At 63.1% G+C, this 25,432-nt stretch carries 24 protein-coding genes; 4 read left to right on the forward strand and 20 right to left on the reverse strand.

Translation table 11 applies throughout. The features are described 5' to 3' along the window. Nucleotides 1–46 precede the first annotated feature (46 nt). From leuC to rplS, 5 genes are all read right to left on the reverse strand, one after another. Nucleotides 47–1,456, reverse strand: coding sequence for a 3-isopropylmalate dehydratase large subunit (gene leuC / locus NKI59_RS27950; protein ID WP_352707982.1), 1,410 nt, complete (start codon nt 1,454–1,456; stop codon nt 47–49). Nucleotides 1,457–1,862: 406 nt separating this feature from the next. Beyond that, nucleotides 1,863–2,498 (reverse strand): class I SAM-dependent DNA methyltransferase, encoded by a 636-nt coding sequence (locus NKI59_RS27955; protein ID WP_352707983.1) that lies wholly within the window; start codon nt 2,496–2,498, stop codon nt 1,863–1,865. Nucleotides 2,499–2,550: 52 nt separating this feature from the next. Further along, nucleotides 2,551–3,366, reverse strand: a complete 816-nt coding sequence (locus tag NKI59_RS27960) for an amino acid ABC transporter permease (protein WP_352707984.1) — start codon at nt 3,364–3,366, stop codon at nt 2,551–2,553. Nucleotides 3,367–3,632: 266 nt separating this feature from the next. Then, entirely contained in the window at nt 3,633–4,430 is a 798-nt protein-coding gene (locus tag NKI59_RS27965; protein ID WP_031212709.1) for a transporter substrate-binding domain-containing protein, read from the reverse strand. 262 nt (nt 4,431–4,692) lie between these two features. After that, the gene (rplS, locus tag NKI59_RS27970) at nt 4,693–5,232 is read right to left on the reverse strand and encodes a 50S ribosomal protein L19 (protein WP_254817835.1); all 540 of its coding nucleotides are present in this window, start codon (nt 5,230–5,232) and stop codon (nt 4,693–4,695) included. 382 nt (nt 5,233–5,614) lie between these two features. On the opposite strand from rplS, the gene NKI59_RS27975 reads away from it, so the two are divergent. Next, nucleotides 5,615–6,367, forward strand: coding sequence for a sulfite exporter TauE/SafE family protein (locus NKI59_RS27975; protein ID WP_023679781.1), 753 nt, complete (start codon nt 5,615–5,617; stop codon nt 6,365–6,367). On the opposite strand, the gene trmD is transcribed toward NKI59_RS27975, so the two are convergent. Beyond that, nucleotides 6,349–7,047, reverse strand: a complete 699-nt coding sequence (trmD, locus tag NKI59_RS27980) for a tRNA (guanosine(37)-N1)-methyltransferase TrmD (RefSeq protein WP_352578106.1) — start codon at nt 7,045–7,047, stop codon at nt 6,349–6,351. The two genes, NKI59_RS27975 and trmD, sit on opposite strands and share 19 nt — an antisense overlap. Continuing rightward, entirely contained in the window at nt 7,044–7,643 is a 600-nt protein-coding gene (rimM, locus tag NKI59_RS27985) for a ribosome maturation factor RimM (protein ID WP_352578105.1), read from the reverse strand. The genes trmD and rimM overlap by 4 nt, the downstream gene beginning before the upstream one ends. A gap of 115 nt (nt 7,644–7,758) precedes the next feature. Between rimM and NKI59_RS27990 the strand changes: the two genes are divergently transcribed. After that, the gene (locus tag NKI59_RS27990) at nt 7,759–8,697 is read left to right on the forward strand and encodes a tyrosine recombinase XerC (RefSeq protein WP_352456326.1); all 939 of its coding nucleotides are present in this window, start codon (nt 7,759–7,761) and stop codon (nt 8,695–8,697) included. 85 nt (nt 8,698–8,782) lie between these two features. Continuing rightward, nucleotides 8,783–9,850 carry a TraB/GumN family protein gene (locus NKI59_RS27995; RefSeq protein WP_352680590.1) on the forward strand — a complete coding sequence of 356 codons (1,068 nt, stop codon included), beginning with the start codon at nt 8,783–8,785 and terminating at the stop codon, nt 9,848–9,850. An 898-nt stretch (nt 9,851–10,748) separates the two neighbouring features. On the opposite strand, the gene lpdA is transcribed toward NKI59_RS27995, so the two are convergent. The 11 genes from lpdA to mdh all read right to left on the reverse strand — a co-directional run bounded on the left by lpdA (nt 10,749) and on the right by mdh (nt 22,773). Then, nucleotides 10,749–12,155 carry a dihydrolipoyl dehydrogenase gene (gene lpdA, locus NKI59_RS28000; protein ID WP_352680591.1) on the reverse strand — a complete coding sequence of 469 codons (1,407 nt, stop codon included), beginning with the start codon at nt 12,153–12,155 and terminating at the stop codon, nt 10,749–10,751. 18 nt (nt 12,156–12,173) lie between these two features. Beyond that, nucleotides 12,174–12,929, reverse strand: coding sequence for an SDR family oxidoreductase (locus tag NKI59_RS28005; protein ID WP_352707985.1), 756 nt, complete (start codon nt 12,927–12,929; stop codon nt 12,174–12,176). Next, complete coding sequence (locus NKI59_RS28010) at nt 12,926–13,453, reverse strand: hypothetical protein (RefSeq protein WP_352707986.1); 528 nt, start codon at nt 13,451–13,453, stop codon at nt 12,926–12,928. Before NKI59_RS28010 ends, NKI59_RS28005 begins: the two co-directional genes overlap by 4 nt. Before the next feature lie 23 nt (nt 13,454–13,476). Continuing rightward, entirely contained in the window at nt 13,477–14,778 is a 1,302-nt protein-coding gene (gene odhB / locus NKI59_RS28015; protein ID WP_352707987.1) for a 2-oxoglutarate dehydrogenase complex dihydrolipoyllysine-residue succinyltransferase, read from the reverse strand. Nucleotides 14,779–14,807: 29 nt separating this feature from the next. Next, complete coding sequence (locus NKI59_RS28020) at nt 14,808–17,795, reverse strand: 2-oxoglutarate dehydrogenase E1 component (protein ID WP_352707988.1); 2,988 nt, start codon at nt 17,793–17,795, stop codon at nt 14,808–14,810. 36 nt (nt 17,796–17,831) lie between these two features. Then, nucleotides 17,832–18,578 carry a hypothetical protein gene (locus NKI59_RS28025; RefSeq protein ID WP_352707989.1) on the reverse strand — a complete coding sequence of 249 codons (747 nt, stop codon included), beginning with the start codon at nt 18,576–18,578 and terminating at the stop codon, nt 17,832–17,834. A 41-nt stretch (nt 18,579–18,619) separates the two neighbouring features. Beyond that, complete coding sequence (gene sucD, locus NKI59_RS28030; protein WP_352623528.1) at nt 18,620–19,522, reverse strand: succinate--CoA ligase subunit alpha; 903 nt, start codon at nt 19,520–19,522, stop codon at nt 18,620–18,622. A gap of 49 nt (nt 19,523–19,571) precedes the next feature. Beyond that, nucleotides 19,572–19,943, reverse strand: coding sequence for a cupin domain-containing protein (locus NKI59_RS28035; protein WP_023679793.1), 372 nt, complete (start codon nt 19,941–19,943; stop codon nt 19,572–19,574). A 55-nt stretch (nt 19,944–19,998) separates the two neighbouring features. Further along, nucleotides 19,999–20,475 (reverse strand): hypothetical protein, encoded by a 477-nt coding sequence (locus tag NKI59_RS28040; protein WP_352707990.1) that lies wholly within the window; start codon nt 20,473–20,475, stop codon nt 19,999–20,001. A 94-nt stretch (nt 20,476–20,569) separates the two neighbouring features. Then, nucleotides 20,570–21,763, reverse strand: coding sequence for an ADP-forming succinate--CoA ligase subunit beta (sucC, locus tag NKI59_RS28045; protein ID WP_352707992.1), 1,194 nt, complete (start codon nt 21,761–21,763; stop codon nt 20,570–20,572). Between the two features lie 41 nt (nt 21,764–21,804). Then, nucleotides 21,805–22,773, reverse strand: a complete 969-nt coding sequence (gene mdh, locus NKI59_RS28050) for a malate dehydrogenase (protein WP_292660644.1) — start codon at nt 22,771–22,773, stop codon at nt 21,805–21,807. A gap of 232 nt (nt 22,774–23,005) precedes the next feature. Between mdh and NKI59_RS28055 the strand changes: the two genes are divergently transcribed. Further along, nucleotides 23,006–23,434, forward strand: a complete 429-nt coding sequence (locus NKI59_RS28055) for a GNAT family N-acetyltransferase (protein ID WP_352707993.1) — start codon at nt 23,006–23,008, stop codon at nt 23,432–23,434. A gap of 64 nt (nt 23,435–23,498) precedes the next feature. Here NKI59_RS28055 and zapE read toward each other — a convergent pair whose 3' ends face one another. Both zapE and NKI59_RS28065 read right to left on the reverse strand, forming a co-directional pair. Next, a complete protein-coding gene (gene zapE, locus NKI59_RS28060; protein ID WP_352707994.1) occupies nt 23,499–24,671 on the reverse strand; it encodes a cell division protein ZapE in 1,173 nt (390 codons plus the stop codon). An 84-nt stretch (nt 24,672–24,755) separates the two neighbouring features. Next, complete coding sequence (locus NKI59_RS28065; RefSeq protein ID WP_023679800.1) at nt 24,756–25,295, reverse strand: protease inhibitor Inh/omp19 family protein; 540 nt, start codon at nt 25,293–25,295, stop codon at nt 24,756–24,758. Between the last annotated feature and the right edge of the window lie 137 nt (nt 25,296–25,432).

Consider the following 25,432-nt stretch of genomic DNA (forward strand, 5'->3'; position numbering starts at 1 on the left):
CCGCATTGCGGCTCGGGCTCCTCATATCCGACTGCGCGCGCCTGCCCTATTTCCACTCGCGGATGTCGACGAAATGGCCGGCGATCGCCGCCGCCGCGGCCATCGCCGGCGACACCAGATGCGTCCGGCCCTTGAAGCCTTGGCGCCCCTCGAAATTGCGATTCGAGGTCGAGGCGCAGCGCTCATGCGGCTTCAGCCGGTCGTCGTTCATGGCAAGGCACATCGAGCAGCCCGGCTCACGCCAGTCAAAGCCGGCGGCGACAAAGATCTTGTCGAGGCCTTCGGCCTCTGCCTGTTCCTTGACCAGGCCGGAGCCCGGCACGATCATCGCACTGACCCGCGGATTGACTTGTCTGCCCTCGATCACCTTGGCGGCGGCGCGCAGATCCTCGATGCGGCCATTGGTGCAGGAGCCGATGAAGACGCGATCGAGTTCGATATCGGTGATCTTGGTGCCCGGCTTCAGGCCCATATAGTCGAGTGCGCGCTGCTTGGAGGTGCGCTTGTTCTCATCAGTGATGTCGTCCGGGTTCGGCACGATGCCTTGCACCGAGACCACGTCCTCGGGCGAGGAGCCCCAGGAGACGATCGGCGGCAGCTTTGCCGCGTCGAGCACGACCACCTTGTCGAAATGCGCGCCTTCGTCGGACTGCAGCGTCTTCCAGTAGGCGAGCGCGGCGTCCAAGGCTTCGCCCTTGGGGGCGCGCGGCTTGTCCTTGACATAGGCGAAGGTGGTCTCGTCGGGCGCGATCAGGCCGGCGCGCGCGCCGGCTTCGATCGACATGTTGCAGATCGTCATGCGGCCTTCCATCGACAGCGCACGGATTGCCTCGCCGGCATATTCGATGACATAGCCGGTGCCGCCGGCCGTGCCGATCTCGCCGATGATGGCAAGGATGATGTCCTTGGCGGTGACGCCTTCCGGCAGTGCGCCGTCGACGCGCACCAGCATGTTCTTGGCCTTGCGCTGGATCAGCGTCTGCGTCGCCAGCACATGCTCGACTTCCGAGGTGCCGATGCCATGCGCCAGCGCCCCGAACGCGCCATGCGTCGAGGTGTGGCTGTCGCCGCAGACGATGGTCATGCCGGGCAGCGTAAAGCCTTGTTCGGGACCGATGATGTGGACGATGCCCTGGCGGATATCCTTCTCGGAATAATATTCGATACCGAAATCCTTGGCGTTTTTGGCCAGCGCCTCGACCTGGATGCGGCTTTCCTCGTTCTTGATGCCGAACTTGCGCTCGGGCGAGGTCGACACATTGTGGTCGACCACGGCCAGCGTCTTTTCCGGATGCCGAACCTTGCGGCCCGTTATGCGCAGGCCTTCGAAAGCCTGCGGGCTGGTGACTTCGTGGACCAGATGGCGGTCGATATAGAGCAGGCAGGTGCCGTCGTCCTGGCGGTCGACAACATGGTCGTCGAAAATCTTGTCGTAGAGGGTGCGCGGTGCGCTCATTTGCGTAAATCCGTCGATTTAAAAAGGGAAAACGACGCCGGTCGGACCGGCGAAACAGCCTGGCGAGTCTGCCCTAGCTAAGTCGGCTGGTCAGCGCCCCGCAGACGCGCGCGGAAAATCGCGACGGCAGGCGTTTCCTGTCCTGCAGCACGAAACCCTTGTAGGCCGGATCGCCAAAAAGCTCTTCCATGGCGTGGCTCATACCAATGTTTTGGCTTTTCGGCAATTGGCGGGTTGTGGCGCGGCTTCCCCTTCTCCCCTTGTGGGAGAAGGTGTCGCCGAAGGCGACGGATGAGGGGTGCTCCAGGGAACGCCAACGCCTCATTCCGTCCAACACCCCTCATCCGTCTCGGCGCTGCGCGCCGATCCACCTTCTCCCACAAGGGGAGAAGGAAGAAGGCGCCACTCAAACCACCTCGAACACGAAGGTCTTCACCAGCGCGTCGGGCTCGGCGATTGCGTAGCAGCGGAACCACGGGCTCTCCTCGACCGGCCGCCATTTTTTCGCCTGCTCCAGTTCGCCAAATACGGCTTGAAACCCGCCGCTTTCAAAAACCTGGTCGCGGACCGTGAAGATGGCGTGGCCGCCCGTCCTGGTGATGCGTACCAGTTCATGCAGGCCCGACGCCGGTGCGTGGCTGATGGTGAACACGCCGGTCGAGAAAAAGGCGCGGAAATACCCGTCCGCCCAAGGCAATGGCCCGCCGAGCATCGCCTGTTTCAGCTCGCTATAGGCCTGCCGGCTGCCGGCGATTTTCAGCATGTCCTGCGACAGGTCGAGCCCGGCAATATCGTGGTAGCCGAGTGCCTTCAGGGACGGCCCCGACAGGCCGGTGCCGCAACCGGCGTCGAGCAGCGGCCCTTCGCCCGGCGGCGCATGGCGCGCCACCCAGGCGGTTATCAGGAACGGCAGGAGATAGCCGAGCGCCGCGGTTTCGCCGTCATAGGTCGCGGCCCATTGCGCATAGGCCTTGGCGAGCGTCTCAGGCGTGTCGGCCGTATAGACCGCTTCCAGCGCCGCATTGGCCTTGTCGATGATCATGGGTCCTCCCCGGTCGCGTCCGCTCGATGGTAGCGCCGTTTTCGCCTGCCTTCTATTCCCCATGCTGGTTGCGGAGCCGCTTCTCCAGCGCCCGCAAGGCCAACGACAGGCCGACGGTCAGGATGAGATAGATATAGGCGACGATCGAATAGGTTTCGAAGAAGCGGAACGAGCCGGCGGCGTAGATCTTGCCCATCTGGGTGATGTCGGCGACGCCGAGCACCGAGACCAGCGAGGAATCCTTGACCATGGCGACGAAATCATTGCCGAGCGGCGGCAGGATGGTGCGGATCGCCTGCGGAAAGATGACCAGCCGGAAGCGCAGGGTGCGCGTCAGCCCGAGCGCCTTGGCCGCCTCGATCTGCCCCTTCTCGACCGCCTGGATACCGGCACGGAACACCTCCGAGATGAAGGCGGAATAGCCGATGGTCAGCGCCATGACGGCGCGCCAAAGCAACGACACGTCGCGTACCAGCAGCTCACCGAAGAGGCCGGCGCTTTGCAGCGGCGCCGTCAGCGCGTTCCATGCCGCGACGAAGGCCGGCGCCCCGGCAAAGGCGATCCAGAACAACAGCACCAGCATCGGCACGCCGCGGATGATCTCGACGTAGAAGCGGCCGATCTGGCTGAGCCAGCGTGAGCCCGACAGGCCCATCAGCGCGACGCCGAGGCCGATCGCGCAAGCCAGCGCGAAGGCGACCACCGTGACGAAGATGGTGACGCCGATGCCCTTGGCGACGGTTGCGAAGACCTGGGCATAGAGGTCGCTGGCAGCGATGAAGATGGCGGCGGCCAAGGCGATCGCCACGGCCACGGCAAGCCACCACGGGAAGTCGGATTTGGCTGAGGCGAGAGGCGCCGACGGCATCAAGCGGTACCGATAACAGAGTGACGAAGGCAGCGTTCTGTCACACCCCCCTCTGGCCTGCCGGCCATCTCCCCCTCAAGGGGGGAGATCGGCAGCTTTGACCTCGCGGCCCGTTCTGCAACACTGAAAATTGGCGAAAGCCGATGCGAAATCCGATCTCCCCCCTTGAGGGGGAGATGTCCGGCAGGACAGAGGGGGGTGTACGAGCGCAGAGTCAGCGCGAGTTCCCGCGCACAATCGTCATGAAATGCGCGCAACAAGCGGGCCTACTGCCCCATCTTGTAGTCGAGGAACCACTTCTTGTTGAGCGCGTCGAGCGTACCGTCGGCCTTGAGCGCGGCGATTGCCGCGTTGACCGGCTTCACCAGGTCGGAGCCCTTGGGGAAGATGAAACCGAAATCCTCGGTGCCGAGTGGGCCGCCGATCAGCTTAAGGCCGCCATTGGACGCATCGACATAGCCCTTGCCGGCAGTGCCGTCGGTGAGCACGACGTCGACGTCGCCGGCCTTCAGCGCCTGCACCGTCGCGCCGAATGTCTCGAACAGCTTGATGCGCGGGTTCTGCTCGTTGCCGTCGAGCACGCTGTAGACGGCGGTGTAGAAGGGCGTGGTGCCGGCCTGCGCGCCGATCAGCCCGTCCTTGAAGGCGGCGAACGTCTTTGCATCGGTGAAGCGCTTCTCGTCGCCGCGCACCAGCATGAACTGTTCCGAGCGCATATACGGATCGGAGAAATCGACCTTCTGCTTGCGGTCGTCCTTGATGGTGATGCCGGTCATGCCGATGTTGTACTGATTGTCGGAAACCGCCTGGATCATCGCGTCCCAAGAGGTATTTTGGTACTCGACCTTGAAATTCAGCCGTTTGGCGATCTCGTTCATCGCGTCATATTCCCAACCGATCTGCTTGCCGGTCTTGGCATCGATGAACTGCAGCGGCGGATAGGCGTTTTCGGTCACCACCACCACTTTCTTGCCGCCGAGGTCGGGCAGCGCCTGCGCCAGAGCCGCGACAGGCACGAGAAGGCAAGCCAGCAGGCCGGCCAGCAGCAGTTTCGAATTGATCATGACGATGCTCCCCAGGAACTGAACCGCCTCGATCGGCCGAGGCATGCAGGAAATCCGGCGCCGACTTTAGCTTTCCGTCGGCGCCTTGCAAGCCGCTCCGATGCGGCGTTCGGCACGAAAATGGATTTCAATGCTTTCAACGGCGGCATTACGGAACGATCCGTATCGATTGCGGCCGACGCAGCCCGGCAAAATAGAATCCGCCTCGCGAAACAAAAAGGCGGCCGAAGCCGCCTTTCCGAAAATACGTTCTTGAAGAGCCTTATTCGGCGGCAGCTGCTTCCGCGGCCTTGGCGGCCTCGTCGGCGGCCTTCTTCTCGGCGGCGTCCTGCGCGGCCTTCTCGGCGGCCAGCGCCTGGGCGGCGGCCACTTTCTCGGCCTCGATGCGCGCCTTCTCGGCGTTCAGCGCATCGCGCTCTTCGTCGTTGAGCTTGCGGGCGCGCACACCGGTGTTTTCCGAAATGCGGGCCGACTTGCCGCGACGGTCACGCAAATAGTACAGCTTGGCGCGACGCACCTTGCCGCGGCGCACGATCTCGACGCCCTCGACCATCGGCGAATAGACCGGGAACACACGCTCCACGCCTTCGCCGTAGGAGATCTTGCGGACGGTGAAGTTTTCCTGGAAGCCGGCGCCGGCGCGGGCGATGACGACGCCCTCATAGGCCTGGACGCGGGTGCGGGTGCCTTCGGTCACACGGACCTGGACGCGCACGGTATCGCCGGGCTGGAATTCGGGGAGCTTGCGCTTGGCTTCGATCTTGGCGGCCTGCTCGGCCTCGAGCTGACGGAGGATGTCCATCTCAAAAATCCACTTCTTGTTCTTCCGACAGTCAGAGCGCCCGACACTCGCCTTGCAGTCGCATCGACCGCTCGGCTATGCCCTTCGTTCGAGAACGTCTGTTCGAGAACATCGGGCAGGGGCGACTACACCGTCATTGTTGACGGGCCAGAAGATCGCTCTTGGCAGATTTTTCTTCCGGTTCGGCGCGCACATACAGCTATTTCGGCGCTTTGTCACGTCTTCGCCGTTTCTTTTTTGGGCCGTTTCTTTTTTGCGCTGCTTCTTGGGCTGGCGCCCGCTGTGGCAATCCCGTGATCGCTTGTGGTCCAGGGGGTTGCGCCCGCGCGTCAAGCTTCCTAAGCCGGAAGACAGGCATTTTCCTCCAGCGACGACACCCCTCATGCCAATCTTGGACGCGGTCCTGCTCTTTCTCGCCGGCTTTCTATCAGGCGCGGTCAATGCCGTTGCCGGCGGCGGCACGTTTATAACCTTTGGCGCCATGACCCTGGCCGGCCTGCCGCCGATCGTCGCCAATGCGACATCGTCGGTGACGCAATTTCCTGGCTACATCACCTCGACGCTCGCCTATTGGCACGACATCAAGCATTTCTGGCGTGGCGCACTGCTGCTCAGCCTCATTTCGGCTCTCGGTGCGCTGTCTGGCGCGCTCATCCTTCTAGGGCTCGACAACCCGTCGTTCCGCGCCTTGGTGCCGTGGCTGCTGCTGGCGGCAACCGCATTGTTCGCTGCCGGACCATGGCTGAAGCCGGCGCCCAAGCCGGAGCATGAGGCCGCGGTGGGTTCGCTGGTCGGGTCGCTGGCGCAGTTCGCCACCGCCGTCTATGGCGGCTTCTTCGGCGCCGGCATGGGCGTCATGATGCTGGCGACGCTCGGTCTCACCCAGTCCGGCGACTATCACCGGCTGAACGCACTGAAGAACATGCTGGCCGTGGTCATCGCTGCTGTTGCCATCCTCGTCTTCGTCTCGGGCGGCGTCATTGCCTGGCTGCAGGCGATCATCATGATCCCGGGTGGCGCGCTGGGCGGCTATGCCGGCGTCTGGATCGCCAGGCGCGTGCCGCAGAACGCGGTGCGCGGCTTCGTCATCGCCGTCGGCCTCTTCCTGGCTTTCTACTATTTCGATAAGGGCTGAGCGGCTGAAAGATCCGGCCGTCGCTCCTTCGTCAGCCTCTCCGCTTCGGCCCGCCGCCACGCCGCGATCTTCCTGTGATTGCCCGAAATCAGCACTTCGGGAATCGGCCGGCCCTCGAACTCCTGCGGCCGCGTATAATGCGGATGTTCGAGCAGGCCGTTTTCAAAGCTCTCTTCCTCGCCCGATACCGCATTGCCCATGACGCCGGGCAGCAGGCGCACCACGGCGTCGAGCAGCACGAGTGCCGCCGGCTCGCCGCCGGACAGGATGAAGTCGCCGATCGAAACTTCCTCGAGGCCGCGCGCCTCGATGACCCGCTGGTCGACGCCTTCGAAGCGGCCGCAGACGATCACCGCACCCGGCCCAGCGGCGAGCTCGCGCACGCGTGCCTGCGTCAGCGGCTTGCCGCGCGGGCTCATCAGCAGGCGCGGACGTGGATCGGCTGCCGGCGAGGCATGGTCGATGGCGCTGGCCAGCACGTCTGCCCGCATCACCATGCCGGCGCCACCGCCGGCCGGCGTGTCATCGACGGTACGGTGACGATCGCTGGCAAAGTCGCGGATCTGGATCGTTTCGAGCGACCAAATGCCGGTCTCGAGCGCGCGACCGGCCAGCGACAGGCCAAGCGCGCCGGGAAACATCTCGGGATAGAGCGTCAGCACCGAAGCCGAAAAACTCACCGGTTGCCTCCGGCGTCCCTCGGCCCGCGCGGCCTGCCCTTGGGGTCGAAACCGTCGTCAGCGGCAGGCTCGCCGTCCTCGTCCTCGACCAACCCCGCGGCGGCTGGATCAACGCGGACAAAGCCGCCGGCGATCGACACTTCCGGAACGGCGGCCTGCGTGAACGGGATGAGCACGCCTTTGCGCCCCGCCAGCGTCACGTCGAGAATGTCGCCGCCGCCGAAATTGTGCACGGCGACGACCTTGCCGACGACCGCACCGGTGTCGTCCTTGACCTCCAGTCCGACGAGGTCGGCATGGTAGAATTCATCCTCTTCGCCCTCATCGGGCAACACCGAACGATCTACGAACAATTCGGTGCCGGCCAGCGCCTCGGCGGCATTGCGGTCGTTGACGCCTTTGAACCGCACCACCACCACGGTGTTGGCGGGCCTGATGTCGACGATCTGGAAGGCGCGGCCATCCCTGGCGTAGAGCGGACCGTAATCGGCCAGCGCCAGCGGGTCGCCGGTAAAGCTCTTGACGCGCAATTCGCCCTTGATGCCATGCGCGGCACCGATCACGGCCATCTGGACGGGGTTTTGCGGCTTGATCATCTGCGGAAAATCCTTTGCCTTGCTCTAACCCCAGCCCGTCGTCATTTCAATGACGCCGCTCTTCACCGCTTCCTAACCCGCGTGCCGGAAGATGGCGGGGAACGGGAAGAGTGCAATGCAGGAATTCCTCATACCGGCAAAACCCGACCTGCAGGCGGCGCGCGAGGCCTGGCTGAAGATGCTGGCGCGCGAACGCCGGCTATCGCCCGAAACCGTCGAGGCCTATGAGCGCGACACGCGCCAGTTCCTGCATTTCCTGACCGGCCATTGCGGCGGCTCGCCCGGCATTTCCGACATCGCCGATCTGCGCCCCGCCGATTTGCGCGGCTTTCTCGCTGCCCGCCGTGCCGAGGGCGCCGGCGCCCGCACGCTCGGGCGCGGGCTGGCCGGCATCCGCTCGCTGCTGCGTTTCCTGGAACGGCGCGGCCTCGCCAATGCGGCAGGTGCGACAGCCTTGCGCGCGCCGCGGCAGCCGAAATCGCTGCCCAAGCCGCTGACCGCAAGCGATGCAAAACACGTCGTCTCGGTGGAAGGCCAACTGGCGGAGGAGCCGTGGATTGCCGCGCGCAACGCCGCCGTGCTGACCCTGCTCTATGGGTCCGGCTTGCGGATCTCCGAGGCGCTCGGCCTGTCGGGCGCCGATCTTTCCTCACCTGGTGATACCGTGCTGCGCGTCACCGGCAAGGGTGGCAAGACCCGGCTGGTGCCGGTGCTGCCGGTAGCGCTGCGGGCGATTGCCGAATACCGCCGCTTGTGTCCCTGGCATCTCGATCCCAAGGGCCTGCTGTTTCGCGGTGCCCGCGGCGGCCCGCTGAACCCGGCAATCGTCCAGCGCGACATGGCCAAGCTGCGCTCGGCGCTCAACCTGCCCGACACGGCGACGCCGCATGCGCTGCGCCATTCCTTCGCCACGCATCTGCTAGGGCGGGGCGGCGACCTGCGCACCATCCAGGAGTTGCTCGGCCACGCCAGCCTGTCGACAACCCAGATATACACCGGCGTCGACACCGCCAGGCTGCTCGAGATTTACGAAGCAGCTCATCCTCGTGCGTGATCGATGCATGTGTCGGTGGCCATCTCGCAACAATTTTGATGCGCCGGTTAACCGTTTTGCCGCTTTTTGCGCCTAGAACCGCAGCATGAAACGCCTCATCGCCATCGCCGACCGCGCGACCCATATGTCGCTGAAGCTGCTCGTCGCGCTCAACGCCCTGTTTTTCCTTTCTTTCCTCATCGTCGCGCTGCTCGCCGCAGGCAAGGCACGCGCCGAGACTTCGGCCTGCGCCGGTAGCGATATGCTGAGCGCGCTGCAAAAGGACGACCCGGCTGCCTACCGCAAGATCGAGGCAGACGCGGCAGCGACGCCGAACGGCAAGGGCCTGCTGTGGAAGCTCGAAAAATCGGGTGAAAAACCGTCCTTCCTGTTCGGCACCATGCACGTTACCGACCCGCGCGTCACCACGCTGCCACCCGCCGCGCAGAAGGCATTCGATGCGGCTGGCACCGTCATCATCGAGACCACCGAAGTGCTCGACAAGCAGAAGATGATGGCAGCACTGCTGAAAGAGCCGGAGCTGATGATGTTCACCGACAAGACGACGCTTTCGTCGCTGCTGTCGCCGGAGGATGCGGCGGTGGTCAACAAGGCGCTCGATGCGCGTGGCATCCCGCCAGCGACCGTCGCCAAGATGAAACCCTGGTTGCTGTCGGCGATGGTGGCGCTACCTGCATGCGAAGTCGCCCGCCAGGCTGGCGGTGCGCCGGTGCTCGACGTCAAGCTTGCCAAGGACGCCGAGGCTTCGGGCAAATCGGTCGAGGGGCTGGAGACAATCGCCGACCAGCTGCGCGCCATGGCTTCGCTGCCGATCGCCTTTCACCTGAAGGGGCTGGTCGATACGCTGAAGCTTGGCGACAAGGTGAACGACGTCAACGAAACCATGATCGTGCTTTACCGGCGTGGCGACACTGGCATGTATGTACCGCTGTTTCGGGCCGTCATCCCCGAACAGGTCGACGACCAATCGGGTTACGCCGAATTCGAGCAGACCATGATCACCAGCCGCAACAAGGTGATGGTCGATCGTGCAGCGCCGATCCTCGCCCACGGCAATGTCTTCATGGCGGTCGGCGCCATGCACCTTCCCGGAGCGCAAGGCTTGGTCGAGGGTTTCCGCAAGACCGGCTATACGGTGACCGCCGTCAACTGAACGACACGGCGGAGTTGCACACCGAATCATTGCCGAGGCGGGACCAGCCCTTACTCGTGGCGCGACGGCGGACCAGCCGCGCTTCGTGCCAAGAAACTGAAAAAGGTTCGGTTTGGCTCGATCGAAACCCATTTTGCGGTGGAAATGCATGCCTGCAAGCGATTCCGGATCAGAATTGCCCTGTTTTCGGCGTTTTCAACGCCTAATGTGAAACCGATTCAACGATTGTACGTTGATGGCTATTACTTGATGTTTTTCATCCACGGAGGACACTTTTATGGCGAACACACCCAATCCGAACGACCCATTCACCTCACCGGGTACCGCACGGCCACGCGGCGGCGGCAGCGGCTGGCTGATTGCACTGGTCGTCGTTATCCTGGCAATTGTCGCCTATTATGTTTTTGGAAGACGTAGCGAGGCACCTGCGCCTGCCGAACCGCCCGCAGCCAGCACACCGGCTCCGGCCCCAGCACCTGCCGAGCCGATGAAGCCAGCCGAACCGGCTCCTGCGCCAGCTCCGGCGACACCCGCTCCGGCTCCGGCTCCGGCAGAACCTGCACCCGCTCCGGCCCCTGCGCCAGCCCCGGCTCCGGCTCCGGCTCCCGCACCAGCACCGGCCCCGGCTCAGTGATCAGACTGCTGATTTAATATATGAACGGCCCGCTGAAAGGCGGGCCGTTTTGTTTTTGGGAGCAGCCGTCGAGGGCTTCGTCATCCCGGGGCGGAGCGGTTACCAGCCGATGCGAAGAGGCACTCGATTCTGGTTCGCCGGAACACTGCCCCTAGATAACGGCATGGATGTCTCCGCGACGTCGCTTCGCTCGTGCTCCGCCCTGGGATGGCGAAGCGCAGATGTTTCAGCCAATCTCTAAGGTTTGCGATTCACCGCGTTTGCTCAGATATGGATGGGCTTGAAGAACGTCGCCAATGCCGCCTCCTTTACCGCCTCCGACATTGTCGGATGGGCGTGACAGGTGCGGGCTAGGTCTTCCGACGAGCCGCCAAATTCCATCAGCACGGCCGCCTCGTGGATCATCTCGCCGGCGCCGAAGCCGACGATGTGGACGCCGAGCACACGGTCGCTGGCCTTGTCGGCCAGGATTTTCACAAAGCCGTCGGTGTGCAGCATGGCGCGCGCGCGGCCATTGGCGCTGAACGGGAATTTTCCGGCCTTGTAGTCGATGCCGGCCTTCTTCAATTCTTCTTCGGTCTTGCCGACCGAGGCGATTTCCGGCGTGGTGTAGACGACGCTCGGAATCACGTCATAGTTCACATGGCCGGCCTGGCCGGCGATGGTTTCGGCTACCGCCACGCCCTCGTCTTCGGCCTTGTGGGCAAGCATCGGCCCGGCGATGACATCGCCGATGGCGTAGATGCCGGGCACGTTGGTCCTGAGATGACCGTCGGTCTTGACCCGGCCGCGCTCATCGACGTCGACGCCGGCATCCTTCAGCCCGAGAGCGTCCGAATAGGCCCGTCGTCCCGTCGAAATCAGCACCGCGTCCGCCTCGATCGTCTCGGCCGCACCGCCTTTGACCGGTTCGAAGGTGACCGTCGCCCCCTTCTTGGCCTTGGCGACGCCGGTCACCTTGGCGCCCAGCCTGAACTCAAAGCCCTGCTTCGACAGCAGGCGCTGGAATTGCTTGGCGACCTCGCCGTCCATGCCGCCCAGGATGGTGTCGAGGAACTCGACAACGGTGACCTTGGCGCCGAGCCGCGCCCATACCGAGCCGAGCTCCAGACCGATGACACCGCCGCCGACCACCACCAGATGGCCCGGCACTTTGTCCAGCGACAGCGCGCCGGTCGACGAGATGATCACCTTCTCGTCGAAATCGACCTTGACGCCGGGAATGCCGGCGACGTCGGAGCCGGTGGCGATGACGATGTTCTTGGTCTCGATCTCCTCGACCTTGCCGTCATCGGAGGTCGCCGACACCTTGCCGGCCGCAACCACCTTGCCGGTGCCACGAAAACTGTCGATCTTGTTCTTCTTGAACAGGAAGGCGACGCCATTGACGTTGGCCGTCACCGTCGCATCCTTGTGCGCCATCATCTTCCCAAGATTGAGCTTGGGCGCGCCGATCTCGACGCCGAGCGCCTCGAAGGAATGGCCGGCCTCGGCAAACATCTCGGACGCATGCAGCAGCGCCTTTGACGGGATGCAGCCGATGTTGAGGCAGGTACCGCCGAAGGTCGGGTTCTTTTCGACTACCGCCGTCTTCAGACCGAGCTGCGCCGCCTTGATGGCGCAGACGTAGCCGCCTGGTCCCGATCCGATGATAACGACGTCATAGGCCATGATACTGTCCCTTTTGCTTTAGCGGCCGCCGCCGATTTCCAGATTGGCGCCTATTGTGTAGGACGCCTCGTCCGACAGCAGCCAGAGAATTGCGGCTGCGACTTCCTCGGCGGTGCCGACGCGCTGCATGGGCACCACCTTGCGCATTCTCTCGGCGCGATCCGGCTGACCGCCAGAGGCATGAATTTCGGTGTCGATGATGCCCGGGCTGACCGCGTTGACACGAATGCCTTCGCCGGCCACTTCGCGGGCAAGCCCGATGGTGAAGGAATCGATCGCGCCCTTCGAGGCGGCGTAGTCGACATATTGACCCGGCCCGCCAAGCCTTGCCGCGATCGAAGAAACATTGGCGATGGCGCCGCCCTTGCCGCCATGCCTGGTCGACATCCGCTTCACCGCCTCGCGGGCGCAAAGCATCGGCGCGATCACATTGATGCGCATCATGCGCTCCAGCCTTGCAGCGCTAAGCTCGTCGACGCGCGCGCTCTGGTCGACCACGCCGGCATTGTTGACGAGCGCGTCGAGCCGACCGAAACGGCCATCGACAGCCTCGAACATGGCCAATACGTCCGTCTCGCTGCCGACATCGGCCTTGATTGTGAAGGCTTCTCCGCCAGCAGCCTCGATGTCGGCGACCACCGTTTCGGCGGCTTTTGCATTCGACGCGTAATTGACCGCAATGCGATAGCCGGCCTTGGCGGCAAGCCTGCATGTAGCGGCGCCAATGCCGCGGCTGCCGCCGGTCACCAGCAGGATTTTTCCGCTCGCGCTCATTCCTGACATCCCTTCAGGGCAAAGACGTCCCAGGGCACCTTGGAAAAGCCGTTGGCGCCATAGGCCGCCGACATCTGCAGCGACGCTCCCAGATCAGGCAGGATCAGCTTCTTCGGCGCATCCTTTCCTTCGCCCGGCAGCAACGCGATATTGCCCTGGTCGTCGGCAGTGTAGATGACGCCCTCCCACACGGTGCAGGCGGCGAGCTCGTCGCCGGTGACGTCGCCGGCCGGGCATTTGTACATCAGCGAGCCATGCGGCCGCGCCACGCCCTCCGTCCACATGACGATGCCGTCGAGCACGACGCCCTTGTCGAGCACCATCTTGAAGCTGTTGGTGACGGCGGCCGACTCGCCGGTCGGCCTGAAATCGATCTCGGCGGCGTTCTCAGGATCGCCATAGACGGCGAGCTCGAGCGGGCAGGCGGTGTGCGCGGCGGAGACCGTCTGCACGCCGAGTGCGCAGATTGTGACAAACAAACCGGACCGGAAACGAGACGAATTCATCCGGCGGCGCAGATCCATGCTCCGGCTCACGTCGGCCGCCCCTAGAGGTCGAGCACCAGCCGCTCAGGATCCTCCAGGCTTTCCTTGACCCGCACTAGGAAGGTCACCGCTTCCTTGCCGTCGACGATGCGGTGGTCGTAGGACAGCGCCAGATACATCATCGGCCGGATGACGATCTGGCCGCCGACCACCATCGGCCGCTCCTGGATCTTGTGCATACCCAGAATGCCCGACTGCGGCGCATTGAGGATCGGCGTCGACATCAGCGACCCGTAAACGCCACCGTTGGAAATCGTGAACGTGCCGCCTTGCATATCCGCAACCGACAGCTTGCCGTCGCGCGCCGCAAGCCCCAGCCTGCCGATGTCCTTCTCGATTTCGGCGATCGACATCTGGTCGGCATTGCGCACAACCGGCACGACAAGGCCTTTCTCTGTACCGACGGCAACGCCGATATGAGCGTAGTTCTTGAAGATGATATCGGTGCCGTCGATCTCGGCATTGACCGACGGGATCTCCTTCAGCGCATGGGTGACGGCCTTGGTGAAGAAGCCCATGAAGCCGAGCTTCACGCCGTGCTTCTTCTCGAACACGTCCTTGTATTTGGTTCGGAGCGCCATCACCGCGCTCATGTCGACCTCGTTGAAGGTGGTCAGCATGGCGGCGGTCGATTGCGCTTCCTTGAGGCGGCGCGCGATGGTCTGGCGCAGCTTGGTCATGCGCACGCGCTCCTCGCGCGAGGCATCGTCGGCCGAGGATGGCGCGCGCGCGGCAACGGGTGCCGGTACAGGCGCGGCCTTCGGCATTTCTGCCGGCTGCGACGGCGCGCCCCTGGCGATCAGGTCGAGCACGTCGCCTTTCAGCACCTGGCCGCGCTTGCCCGAGCCCGACACCTGGTCGACTGCGAGATTGTGCTCGGCCAGCAGCTTTGCCGCCGACGGTGCCGGCGGCATCGTGCGCGTCTCGATTGCGCCGGCGTCGCCGGCGATCTTGGCCGTCTCGGCAGCGGCCTGCTTGACGCTCGAGGCTGCGGTGGGAGCCGAAGCCTGCGACACCGCATCCTGCTTCGTTGCCGGAGCGGCGGCGGCATTGGCTGCCGCGCCGGCGCCTGCCGAAATCGTGCCGAGCAGTGCGCCGACGCCGACCGTCTCGCCTTCCTTGACGGCGATCTCGGCGAGCGTGCCCGCGGCGGCGGCCGGCACTTCCACCGTCACCTTGTCGGTTTCGAGCTCAACCAGCGGCTCATCGGCGGCGATCGCGTCGCCGACCTTCTTGAACCATTTGCCGATGGTTGCCTCGGTGACGGATTCACCAAGTGTCGGGACGCGGATTTCGGTTGCCATTGTGCCTGTCCGTTTCTTTCGGTTCTGTTCTATTCACCAAGCGCGTCGTCGAGCAAGGCGGCAAGCTGGGCGAGATGCTTCGACATCAATCCGGTCGCCGGCGAGGCGGCCGCCGGCCGGCCGGTATAGCGCACCCGCTGATGCTTGGCGTCGATATGCGCCAGCACCCATTCGAGATACGGATCGATGAACGACCAGGCGCCCATGTTCTTGGGCTCCTCCTGGCACCACACCATCTCGGCATTGCGGAAGCGCGACAGTTCGGTGATCAGCGCCTTGGCCGGGAACGGATAGAGCTGCTCGACGCGCAGCAAATAGATGTCGTTGATGCCGCGCTTCTCGCGCTCCTCGTAGAGGTCGTAATAGACCTTGCCCGAACAGAGCACGACACGGCGGATCTTCGAATCCTTGGTGAGCTTGATGGCCTGGCCCGACAGCAGCTGGGCATCGTCCCACAACAGCCGGTGAAAGGCGCTTTCGCCCGACATCTCCGGCAGCGTCGATACCGCCCGCTTGTGGCGCAGCAGCGACTTCGGCGTCATCAGGATCAGCGGCTTACGGAAGTCCCGCTTCAATTGCCGGCGCAAGATGTGGAAGTAATTGGCCGGCGTCGTGACGTTGGCGACCTGCATATTGTCTTCGGCGCAAAGCTGAAGGAAGCGCTCGAGCCGGGCCGACGAATGCTCGGGGCCCTGGCCTTCGTAGCCATGCGGCAGCAGGCAGACGAGGCCCGACATTCTGAGCCATTTGCGCTCGCCCGACGAGATGAACTGGTCGAAGACCACCTGGGCGCCGTTGGCGAAGTCGCCGAACTGCGCTTCCCACAGCGTCAGCGCCTTCGGCTCGGCCAGCGAGTAGCCATATTCGAAGCCGAGCACGGCCTCTTCCGACAGCATCGAGTTGATGACCTCGAAGCCGGCCTGCGCCGCCGACAGATTGTTGAGCGGGATGTAGCGTGTCTCGTCGCGCTGGTCGTAGAGCACGGAATGGCGCTGCGAGAAGGTGCCGCGCTCCGAATCCTGGCCGGACAGCCGGATCGGATTGCCGTCGAGCAGGATGGCGCCGAAGGCCAGCGCCTCGGCCGTCGACCAGTCGATGCCTTCGCCGGACTCGATCGCCTGGCGGCGGTTGTCGAGGAAGCGGATGATCGTCCTGTGCGCCTCGAAATCCTTCGGCACCTCGGTCAGTTTCTTTCCGATCTCCTTCAGCGTCTTGACCGGCACCGCGGTCTTGCCGCGCCGCTGTTCGTCCTGGTTGTCGGCCGAGCGCAGGCCGGACCAGGCGCCGTCCAGCCAGTCGGCCTTGTTCGGCTTGTAATGCTGGCCGACCTCGAATTCCTGCTCGAGATGCGCCCGCCAATCGGCCTTCACCTTTTCGAGCTCGGCCTGGGTGATGTGGCCTTCGGAAATCAGCCGGTCGGCATAGATCTGCATGGTCGTCTTCTGGTTGCGGATCTTGCGATACATGATCGGCTGGGTGAAGGCCGGCTCGTCGCCCTCATTATGGCCGAACCGGCGATAGCAGAACATGTCCACCACCACCGGCTTGTGGAACTTCATGCGGAATTCGATCGCCACCTTGGTGGCATGGACCACCGCTTCCGGATCGTCGCCGTTGACGTGGAAGATCGGCGCCTCGATCATCTTGGCCACGTCGGACGGATAGGGCGACGAGCGCGAGAAGCGCGGGTTGGTGGTGAAGCCGATCTGGTTGTTGATGATGAAATGCAGCGTGCCGGCGACGCGGTGACCGCGCAGTCCCGACAGGCCGAGGATTTCGGCAATCACGCCCTGGCCGGCAAAGGCCGCGTCGCCATGCAACAGCAGCGGCAGCACCTTGGCGCGCTCTTCCAGCGGCACGATCTCCTCGCGGCTGCGACCGAACAGATAGTCCTGCTTGGCGCGCGCCTTGCCCATCACCACCGGGTCGACGATTTCCAGATGCGAAGGATTTGCAGTCAGCGACAGATGCACCTTGTTGCCGTCGAACTCGCGATCCGACGAGGCACCGAGATGGTACTTCACGTCGCCCGAGCCTTCGACCTCGTCGGGCGCGGCGGACCCGCCCTTGAACTCATGGAAAATGGCGCGGTGCGGCTTGGCCATCACCTGCGACAGCACGTTCAGCCGGCCGCGATGCGCCATGCCGAGCACGATCTCCTTCATGCCGAGCTGGCCGCCGCGCTTGATGATCTGCTCCAGCGCCGGGATCAGCGACTCGCCGCCATCGAGGCCGAAGCGCTTGGTGCCCTTGTACTTGACATCGATGAATTGCTCGAAGCCTTCCGCCTCGACAAGCTTCTGCAGGATCGCCTTCTTGCCGGCGGCGGTGAAGGAGATCTCCTTGTCGGTGCCCTCGATGCGAGCCTGGATCCAGGCCTTCTCCTCGGGATCGGAAATATGCATGAATTCGACGCCGAGCGTCGAGCAATAGGTCCGGGTCAGGATATCGAGCATCTGCCGGATGGTGCCGAATTCCAACCCGAGCACATTGTCTAGGAAGATCGGCCGGTCGTAGTCGGCTTCGGTGAAGCCGTAATTCTCCGGCGACAGCTCGTTATAATCCTCGAGCGGCTTGGCAATGCCAAGCGGATCGAGATTGGCGTGCAGGTGGCCGCGCATGCGGAAGGCGCGGATCATCATGATGGCGCGGACGGAATCGCGCGTCGCCTGATGCACGTCGGCGTCGGAAAGCGCTGCGCCGTTGCCGACGGCCCTGTCCTTGACCTTCTTTTCGATGTGCTTTTCGACCAGGCCCCAATTGCCGTCGAGCGCCGAGACCAGTTCGCCATTGGCCTGCATCGGCCAGGAGGGCTTGGCCCACGAAGCGCCCTTGGCGTTCCTGCGCACATCGCCGGCGTCGTCCTTCAGCGCCGCGAAGAAGTCCTGCCATTCGGGATCGACGGAAGCGGGATCGTCCTCATAGGCGGCATAGAGCGCATCGATATAGTCGGCATTGCCGCCATAGAGGAAAGAGGTAAGCGAGAATTGGTCGTTGGTCTGATCTTGTCGTGCCATTTTGCCTAGCGGAGTGCTGCTCCGTTCTCCCTATCCCTAATGCGCAACCACGCGGCTAAGCCGCCACATGCCAAAAGGGTTTGCATACAGATTGTGGTCCGCGTCGGGCTGCTGCGTTTCCACACTCAAACGATATCGCGGTGCGCCTGCTTCCAGTCCAAACGTCTGACCGGCCAAAAGCTCGGGGCTTTCGTAAAGTTGATACATGTTGAAGCCGCGAAGCAGCTTGACGGCAGACTGAAATTCGTCACCTGAAACGATAGAATCCCAAAGCCCCAGATTACGCATACCGCAGCTGTAGGTAGTCATGCCGTCCGAGACGGAATCCAGAACCATCAGCCCGTAGATCTCAACAAAACCGCCGTTTGTCTCTTCAAGCCATTGATCCGCTGAGAATGCCTTTCCGGCCGTTTCGACCTTCACGCCCAGACCACCGGCCTTGATCAGATGGGCTGCCGCCTTTGCGATGGAAATCGATGTTTCCTTCGTTTGCAGGGCCTTGGAAAGCAGATAGACGACGCTCTTGTGCGAGCCGATTTTGTCGATGACATCCTTGCCGAGCTTGTTGGCGAGGCCGGCGCCGGCGAAGGCTCTCGTCATATTCTCGTCGCGATCGCAGAAATCAAATTCGAACGCAGCTTTGCTCGGGCCGTGCATCACGATCATCCCCGCAGCCACGTAGTCAGCTGAAGGCATCGACGCCTCTGCAACGGCGCGTACGAAAGCCGACCTGTCTTCCCAAGGGCCGGGTATGCATAGGATGATGCGCTTCTCGTCTTCCATGTTCTGCTCATCGGCATTCGAAAGCTCGGCTGCTCACGTTCTTAACCCTTGATCGCCTCGACCAGCGTCGTGCCGAGCCGGGCCGGCGACGGCGAAACCTTGATGCCGGCCGATTCCATCGCCGCGATCTTGTCTTCCGCGCCGCCCTTGCCGCCGGAGATGACCGCGCCCGCATGGCCCATGGTGCGGCCCGCCGGTGCGGTGCGCCCGGCGATGAAGCCGGCCATCGGCTTGCGGCGGCCGCGCTTTGCCTCGTCCTTGAGGAACTGCGCGGCGTCTTCCTCGGCCGAGCCGCCGATCTCGCCGATCATGATGATCGACTTGGTCTCGTCGTCGGCGAGGAACATCTCCAGCACGTCGATGAACTCGGTGCCTTTGACCGGATCGCCGCCGATGCCGACGGCGGTGGTCTGGCCGAGGCCGACATTGGTGGTCTGGAACACCGCCTCATAGGTAAGCGTTCCCGAGCGGGAAACAACGCCGACCGAGCCCTTGCGGAAGATGTTGCCGGGCATGATGCCTATCTTGCATTCGTCGGGGGTCAGCACGCCGGGGCAGTTCGGCCCGATCAGCCGCGACGTCGAACGGTCGAGCCTCGCCTTGACCTTGATCATGTCCATCACCGGTATGCCCTCGGTGATGCAGACGATCAGCGGGATCTCGGCCTCGATCGCTTCCAGGATCGCTTCGGCAGCACCCGCCGGCGGCACGTAGACGACCGAAGCGTTGGCGCCGGTCCTGGCCTTGCCTTCGGCTACGGTGGCGAAGATCGGCAGTGCCTCGCCCTTGGCGCCGGTCCAGGTTTCGCCGCCCTTCTTGGGATGGATGCCGCCGACCATCTTTGTGCCGTGATAGGCGAGCGCCTGTTCGGTGTGGAACGTGCCGGTCTTGCCGGTCAGGCCCTGCACCAGCACCTTGGTGTTCTTGTCGACGAGAATGGACATGGTGGTCCTTTTCAAAAACCGTTGATCGGGGAAGGCCGCGCGCTCATGGTCACAACCGCTTCAGCTCGGCGACGGTAAGGTCGCTTTTGGCATTGCCGGTGTTGAGCGTCGTTGCCGGCTCGAACATCAGCACCACCGGCTCCTCGCTTAGCGAGCGCGGCCGGTGCTCGACGGCGCGCGGCACGACTATGAATTCGCCGCTGGAAAGCTCCACCGTGCCGTCGCGGAAATCGATGGCGATGCGGCCGCGCAGCACCAGGAAGGCCTCGTCCTCATTGTCATGCGCGTGCCAATCGAAGACGTCGCCGAACTTGGCGATCTTGACCTGGCTGTCGTTCACGTCGCCGGCGATATGCGGGTCGAAGACCTTCTTGATCTTCTGATCCGCCGCCTCGACGAGGTTTATCTTGTGCGGAGGCACAGGCTCATTCCTTCACGCTGAGGGCCGTCATCCTCGCTCGAAATTTGGTCGCGGGTCATTCCGGACTGACCCCATGATGCGGAGAATTAGACCCGAAACGAAAAACTCCTGTCAGCTTACCATCCAGCGGCTGGTCGCTTATCGTTCCGACAAAACGGCACTTTCCGTCGTTTTGAACCGAAGTCTCACATTCTTTGCTTACGAAAAGCCGCATCAAGGTTTGGTCCGGCAGATCGTCAATAATTTGTTCTTTTGGTACTTCGACCAAACCTTGCGATCGGACATAGCTATCGAACTCTGATATCCGAGTCGTAGTTCCAAAAACCTCGCAAACACCTATCGCAGGACCACTTCCATCTGTTCTCGCAGACCTCAGGGTCACAAAAGGCCTAGAGAGGTTTCCGGATCGGTCGCGAACATAGGTTTTTATGCCGAAATCGTTCGAACGGATTGAAAACCCATTCTCTAGAGCCAATTGCTCGCTTCTCATCAAATCACCGTCAGACGCTATGCAAATATTCTCATAGAGCACGACTGCATCCGAAATCTCTTCTGATTGCGATGGAACGGCCAGACAGCCGAACCCAATTGCGCACAGAAGTCGGGTCGAAATCATCGACTGCCCTTTACCCCTTCACGGCCGCGACAATCTTCTTGGCTGCGTCATCAAGATCATCGGCCGACACAACATTTAGCCCGCTGTCGTTGATGATCTTCTTACCGAGCTCGGCGTTGGTGCCTTCGAGCCGTACCACCAACGGCACCTGCAGCCCGACTTCCTTGACCGCGGCGATGACGCCCTCGGCGATGATGTCGCATTTCATGATGCCGCCGAAGATGTTGATCAGAATGCCTTTGACCGCCGGATCCTTGGTGATGATCTTGAACGCCGCCGTCACCTTTTCTTTCGACGCGCCGCCGCCGACATCGAGGAAGTTGGCGGGCTCGGCGCCATAAAGCTTGATGATGTCCATCGTTGCCATGGCGAGGCCGGCGCCGTTGACCATGCAGCCGATATTGCCGTCGAGCGCGACATAGGCGAGGTCGTATTTCGACGCCTCGATCTCCTTCTCGTCCTCTTCGGTGGTGTCGCGCAATTCGAGCACGTCGGGGTGGCGAAACAGCGCATTGTTGTCGAACGACACTTTGGCGTCGAGAACGCGCAGCCGGCCGCTCCTCATGACGATCAGCGGGTTGACCTCGAGCAGGCTCATGTCCTTCTCGACAAAGGCCTTGTAGAGGATGGGGAACAGCGTGGCACCATCCTTGGCGGCGTCGCCGTCGAGCCTCAGTGCGGCGTTGAGCTTCTTCACATCGTCGGCCGTCACGCCCTTTTCCGGGTCGATGGCGACGGTAATGATCTTTTCCGGCGTGTCGTGGGCGACCGCCTCGATGTCCATGCCGCCCTCGGTCGAGACGACGAAGGCGACGCGCCCGACCGAGCGGTCGACCAGGATCGACAGATAGAGCTCGCGCTCGATGTCGGCGCCGTCCTCGATATAGAGCCGGTTGACCTGCTTGCCGGCCGGGCCGGTCTGCTTGGTGACCAGCGTATGGCCGAGCATCTCCTTGGCATTGGCGACGACCTCGGCTACCGACTTCGCCAGCCTGACACCGCCCTTGGCATCGGCGCCGAGCTCCCTGAACTTGCCCTTGCCGCGGCCGCCGGCATGGATCTGGCTCTTGACCACATAGAGCGGGCCGGGCAGCGCCTTGGCGGCAGCTTCCGCCTCGCTCGCCTTGAACACCGGCACGCCCTCGGCCACCGGTGCGCCAAAGCCCTTCAGCAGCGCCTTGCCCTGATATTCATGGATGTTCATGCGCTATGTCTCCAGCTTGCTTGGCGGGCTTGGTTGCCGGCTTACTTGGCCGCGAGATGCGGAGCGATCTTGACGCAGGCATCGCACAGGCCCTGCACCGCCGCGACCGAACTGTCGAACATCTTCTGCTCACTCTTCGCGAGCTCGATCTCGATGATACGCTCGACGCCGCCGGCGCCGATCACCACGGGAACGCCGACATAGGTGTTCTTGACGCCATATTGGCCGGAGAGGTACGCCGCACAGGGCAGCACCCGCTTCTTGTCCTTGAGATAGGCTTCGGCCATGGCGATGGCCGAGGCGGCCGGCGCATAAAAGGCAGAGCCGGTCTTGAGCAGGCCGACGATCTCGGCGCCGCCGTCGCGGGTGCGCTGCACGATCTGGTCGAGCCGCTCTTTCGAGGTCCAGCCCATCTTGATGAGGTCGGGCAGCGGGATGCCGGCAACCGTCGAATAGCGGATCATCGGCACCATGGAATCGCCGTGGCCGCCGAGCACGAAGGCAGTGACGTCCTCGACCGAGACCTTGAATTCCTCGGCAAGGAAATAACGGAAGCGCGAACTGTCGAGCACGCCGGCCATGCCGACGACATGGCTCTTGGGCAGGCCGGAAAACTTCTGCAGCGCCCAGACCATGGCGTCGAGCGGATTGGTGATGCAGATGACGAAGGCTTTCGGCGCGTATTTCTTGAGGCCGGCGCCGACCTGCTCCATTACCTTCAGATTGATGCCTAGAAGATCGTCGCGGCTCATGCCGGGCTTGCGCGGCACGCCGGCGGTGACGATGCAGACATCGGCGCCCTCGATGCCGGCATAGTCGTTGACGCCGGTCAGCCTCGAATCGAACCCATCGACCGGCGACGACTGCGCGATGTCCAGCCCCTTGCCTTGCGGGATGCCTTCGGCGATATCGAACAGCACGACGTCGCCGAGATCCTTGAGGCCGACCATGTGGGCGAGGGTGCCGCCGATCATGCCCGAGCCGATGAGCGCTATCTTGTTGCGTGCCATGTCAGGATGTTTTCCCTTTGACTATGACGGCGCCCAAATCCTTGACGATTTGATGACGGCGTCGGAGGAAGAGGCCGGAATGCTGCGGAACCGCGAAATTCGCCGCACGCAATAGCCCCGGCCGCACAAAAATTCAAACGATTATTTTGGAGTGAGTAATTTCAATCGGTTAGAAACAATGGGAATTACGTAAACGTCAAAATTCTGAAGCCGACTAGAGGAATTCTACACAATGGCACTGGAAATCAGAAGGCTGTTTCCTGACGATGACGCCCTTGTGATGCGGGTTGCCGATGAAGTCTTCGACGAGCCGGTCAGGCCGGATCGGCTCTCCGCCTATCTCGCGGAGCCCTGTCATTTCATGGTCGTGGCCCTCGCCGACGGCATCGTCGTTGGCCAATGCGCAGCCGTCATCCACCGCCACCCGGACAAAGTGAGCGAACTCTACATAGACGAGGTCGGCGTGGCGCCGGCCTTTCAACGCCAGGGCATTGCGACGAGGATGCTCGGCGCCATGTTCGCACTCGGTCGCGAGCATGGCTGTGAGGAGGCGTGGGTCGGCACCGAGCCGGACAATGTTGCTGCTCGCGCATTTTACGAGTCGCGAAAAGAGCCGCATGGGCCGGCTGAGGGGTTGGTCATGTATGTTTATCAATTATAGGCGCCGGCGGCAGCGCCACCTTCGGTACTATCCCTCACGCCTGTGCCTGCCGTGCCTCCGTCGATCATCCCTGCGCCCTCTGCCTCTCCGCCCAGTCCTCCAGCCAGTCGTGGCTCTGCATCTCGATCAGCCGCGATGCGGTGCGCTCGAACTCGAAGACTTCGTTGCCGCGCTTGGCCGTATAGAGCTGCGCCGGCGGTGCCGCGGCGCTCATCACAAGCCGTACATGATGATCGTAGAGCGTATCGACCAGCAGGATGAAGCGCTTGGCTTCGTTGCGCTTGCCTTCGCCGAGCACCGGCACATGGTCGATGAAGATGGTCGAGAAACGGCTGGCCATGGCCAGATAGTCGCGGGCGCCGAGCGGCCTCTCGCAGAGATCGGCGAAGGAAAAACGCGCCGCCTCGCCGGCAGCACGCGGCACTACGACGTGCCGGCCCTTCACCGTCAGCATCGTCTCGGCCGTCGGCCTGCCATGCGTCATCACCGCCCACGCGTCGTCGAGCGCATGGTCGGCGGCGGCATCGGCCGGGGTGACGTAGACCGGCATGCGGCTGAGCTTGTCGAGGCGGTAATCCTTGTCGGCGTCAAGCGCCAGCACCTGCGCGTGGCGCTCCAGGATGGCGACAAACGGCAAAAACAACTGACGGTTCAGGCCGTCGCGGTAGAGATCCTGCGGCGCGACATTGGAAGTGGCAACCAGCACCACGCCATTGGCAAACAACGCCGAAAACAACCTTGACAGGATCATCGCATCGGCGATGTCGGTGACGGAGAACTCGTCGAAGCATAGCACCCAGGCTTCCTCGGCCAGCGCGCGCGCCACCGGCGGGATCGGGTCGTCCTCCTTGGCCGTGCCGTTCTTGCGAGCCTGCCGGTGCTTCTGGATGCGGTCCTGCACGTCGGCCATGAAGTCGTTGAAATGCACCCGGCGCTTGCGCCGCACCGGCAGCAGCTCGAAGAACATGTCCATCAGCATGGTCTTGCCGCGGCCGACGCCGCCATGGATATAAAGGCCCTTGACCGCCTCGTGCACCTCGCGCTTGCGGGCGAACAACCACCCCAGCGCGCTTGATTTCTGCGCCAGCCGCTTTGCCGATATCTCTTCGATCAGCCGGTCGAGCGCAGCGGCGATCCGCTCCTGCGCCGGATCGCGCCCGATGGCGCCCGTCTCGACCAGATGGTCATAGCGCTGCTTGACGGTCGCATGGGTCTGGAGGCCGTCACGCAGATGCATTGGTCACGTCGTTCCAGAGCAATTCCAAGAAAAGTGTGTAGCGGTTTTCTGTCCGGAATTGCGTAACAATGGGGGGCCGTTCTCTTACCTTGTAAGCGAGATCGGCAGGCCGTTGGAAGTCTGGCCGTCGAATTTCTCGCCGCCCGAAGAATAGAGCCGTGCCAGCGTGCCGCCATTCTCGTCAAAGAGCGTCAGCTGTTTGCCGGCGACGTTCCACGATTTGATGCCATCGAGCGGCGCCGGGCAATGCAGCGGTCCGGCGCGGTAGCCCGAACCGAATTTGGTCTGCGGCGTCGCCACCTGACAGCTCTGGCCGGACACGCTTGCCTTCCAAACACCGGCGACGCTGGAGGCGGTCAGATCGGCCGCACCGGCCGGCGCCGTCCCGTCGGGCGGCAGCGAGGCGACCTGCGTGTTCTGCGGCGCGGTCGGAAATTTCGACGGGTCGGCCGGGCCGGGTGTCGCCGGTGGCGGCAGCTGGTTTGCAGTCACCTTGCCGGCGGGCGCAGCTTCCAGCGGCGCCGGCTGCTGCTCGTCCATCGATGAGAACCGTGAGGTTGAACAGCCGCTCGCAACGAGCACGGCCAGCGATACGGCCAGCAGGCCGGTTTTCGAAAATTTCATTCTTCAACCTCCGTCGGATCGGGCTGGGGGTGCCGTCCGCGCAATGTCCCCCTCACCAAGATGGCGAAGGTGGCGAAATTTCAACCCGATATGGTTAAAATACGGTTTGCGCCGGTAATGTTGCAAATTTGTCGCAA

This window comes from Mesorhizobium sp. M0598, from assembly GCF_040320865.1.
In the GTDB taxonomy this organism is placed as follows: Bacteria; Pseudomonadota; Alphaproteobacteria; order Rhizobiales; family Rhizobiaceae; genus Mesorhizobium.

Coding starts and splice junctions, on each gene's coding strand:
- leuC (WP_352707982.1), bottom strand. CDS start 1,456: ATGAGCGCACCGCGCACCCTCTACGACAAGATTTTCGACGACCATGTT.
- zapE (WP_352707994.1), bottom strand. CDS start 24,671: ATGCATCTGCGTGACGGCCTCCAGACCCATGCGACCGTCAAGCAGCGC.
- NKI59_RS27960 (WP_352707984.1), bottom strand. CDS start 3,366: ATGCCGTCGGCGCCTCTCGCCTCAGCCAAATCCGACTTCCCGTGGTGG.
- mdh (WP_292660644.1), bottom strand. CDS start 22,773: ATGGCACGCAACAAGATAGCGCTCATCGGCTCGGGCATGATCGGCGGC.
- NKI59_RS27965 (WP_031212709.1), bottom strand. CDS start 4,430: ATGATCAATTCGAAACTGCTGCTGGCCGGCCTGCTGGCTTGCCTTCTC.
- NKI59_RS27995 (WP_352680590.1), top strand. CDS start 8,783: ATGAAACGCCTCATCGCCATCGCCGACCGCGCGACCCATATGTCGCTG.
- NKI59_RS27975 (WP_023679781.1), top strand. CDS start 5,615: ATGCCAATCTTGGACGCGGTCCTGCTCTTTCTCGCCGGCTTTCTATCA.
- sucD (WP_352623528.1), bottom strand. CDS start 19,522: ATGTCCATTCTCGTCGACAAGAACACCAAGGTGCTGGTGCAGGGCCTG.
- sucC (WP_352707992.1), bottom strand. CDS start 21,763: ATGAACATCCATGAATATCAGGGCAAGGCGCTGCTGAAGGGCTTTGGC.
- NKI59_RS27990 (WP_352456326.1), top strand. CDS start 7,759: ATGCAGGAATTCCTCATACCGGCAAAACCCGACCTGCAGGCGGCGCGC.
- NKI59_RS28055 (WP_352707993.1), top strand. CDS start 23,006: ATGGCACTGGAAATCAGAAGGCTGTTTCCTGACGATGACGCCCTTGTG.
- NKI59_RS28065 (WP_023679800.1), bottom strand. CDS start 25,295: ATGAAATTTTCGAAAACCGGCCTGCTGGCCGTATCGCTGGCCGTGCTC.
- rimM (WP_352578105.1), bottom strand. CDS start 7,643: ATGATCAAGCCGCAAAACCCCGTCCAGATGGCCGTGATCGGTGCCGCG.
- NKI59_RS27955 (WP_352707983.1), bottom strand. CDS start 2,498: ATGATCATCGACAAGGCCAATGCGGCGCTGGAAGCGGTCTATACGGCC.
- odhB (WP_352707987.1), bottom strand. CDS start 14,778: ATGGCAACCGAAATCCGCGTCCCGACACTTGGTGAATCCGTCACCGAG.
- NKI59_RS28010 (WP_352707986.1), bottom strand. CDS start 13,453: ATGGATCTGCGCCGCCGGATGAATTCGTCTCGTTTCCGGTCCGGTTTG.
- NKI59_RS28020 (WP_352707988.1), bottom strand. CDS start 17,795: ATGGCACGACAAGATCAGACCAACGACCAATTCTCGCTTACCTCTTTC.
- rplS (WP_254817835.1), bottom strand. CDS start 5,232: ATGGACATCCTCCGTCAGCTCGAGGCCGAGCAGGCCGCCAAGATCGAA.
- lpdA (WP_352680591.1), bottom strand. CDS start 12,155: ATGGCCTATGACGTCGTTATCATCGGATCGGGACCAGGCGGCTACGTC.
- NKI59_RS28025 (WP_352707989.1), bottom strand. CDS start 18,578: ATGGAAGACGAGAAGCGCATCATCCTATGCATACCCGGCCCTTGGGAA.
- NKI59_RS28005 (WP_352707985.1), bottom strand. CDS start 12,929: ATGAGCGCGAGCGGAAAAATCCTGCTGGTGACCGGCGGCAGCCGCGGC.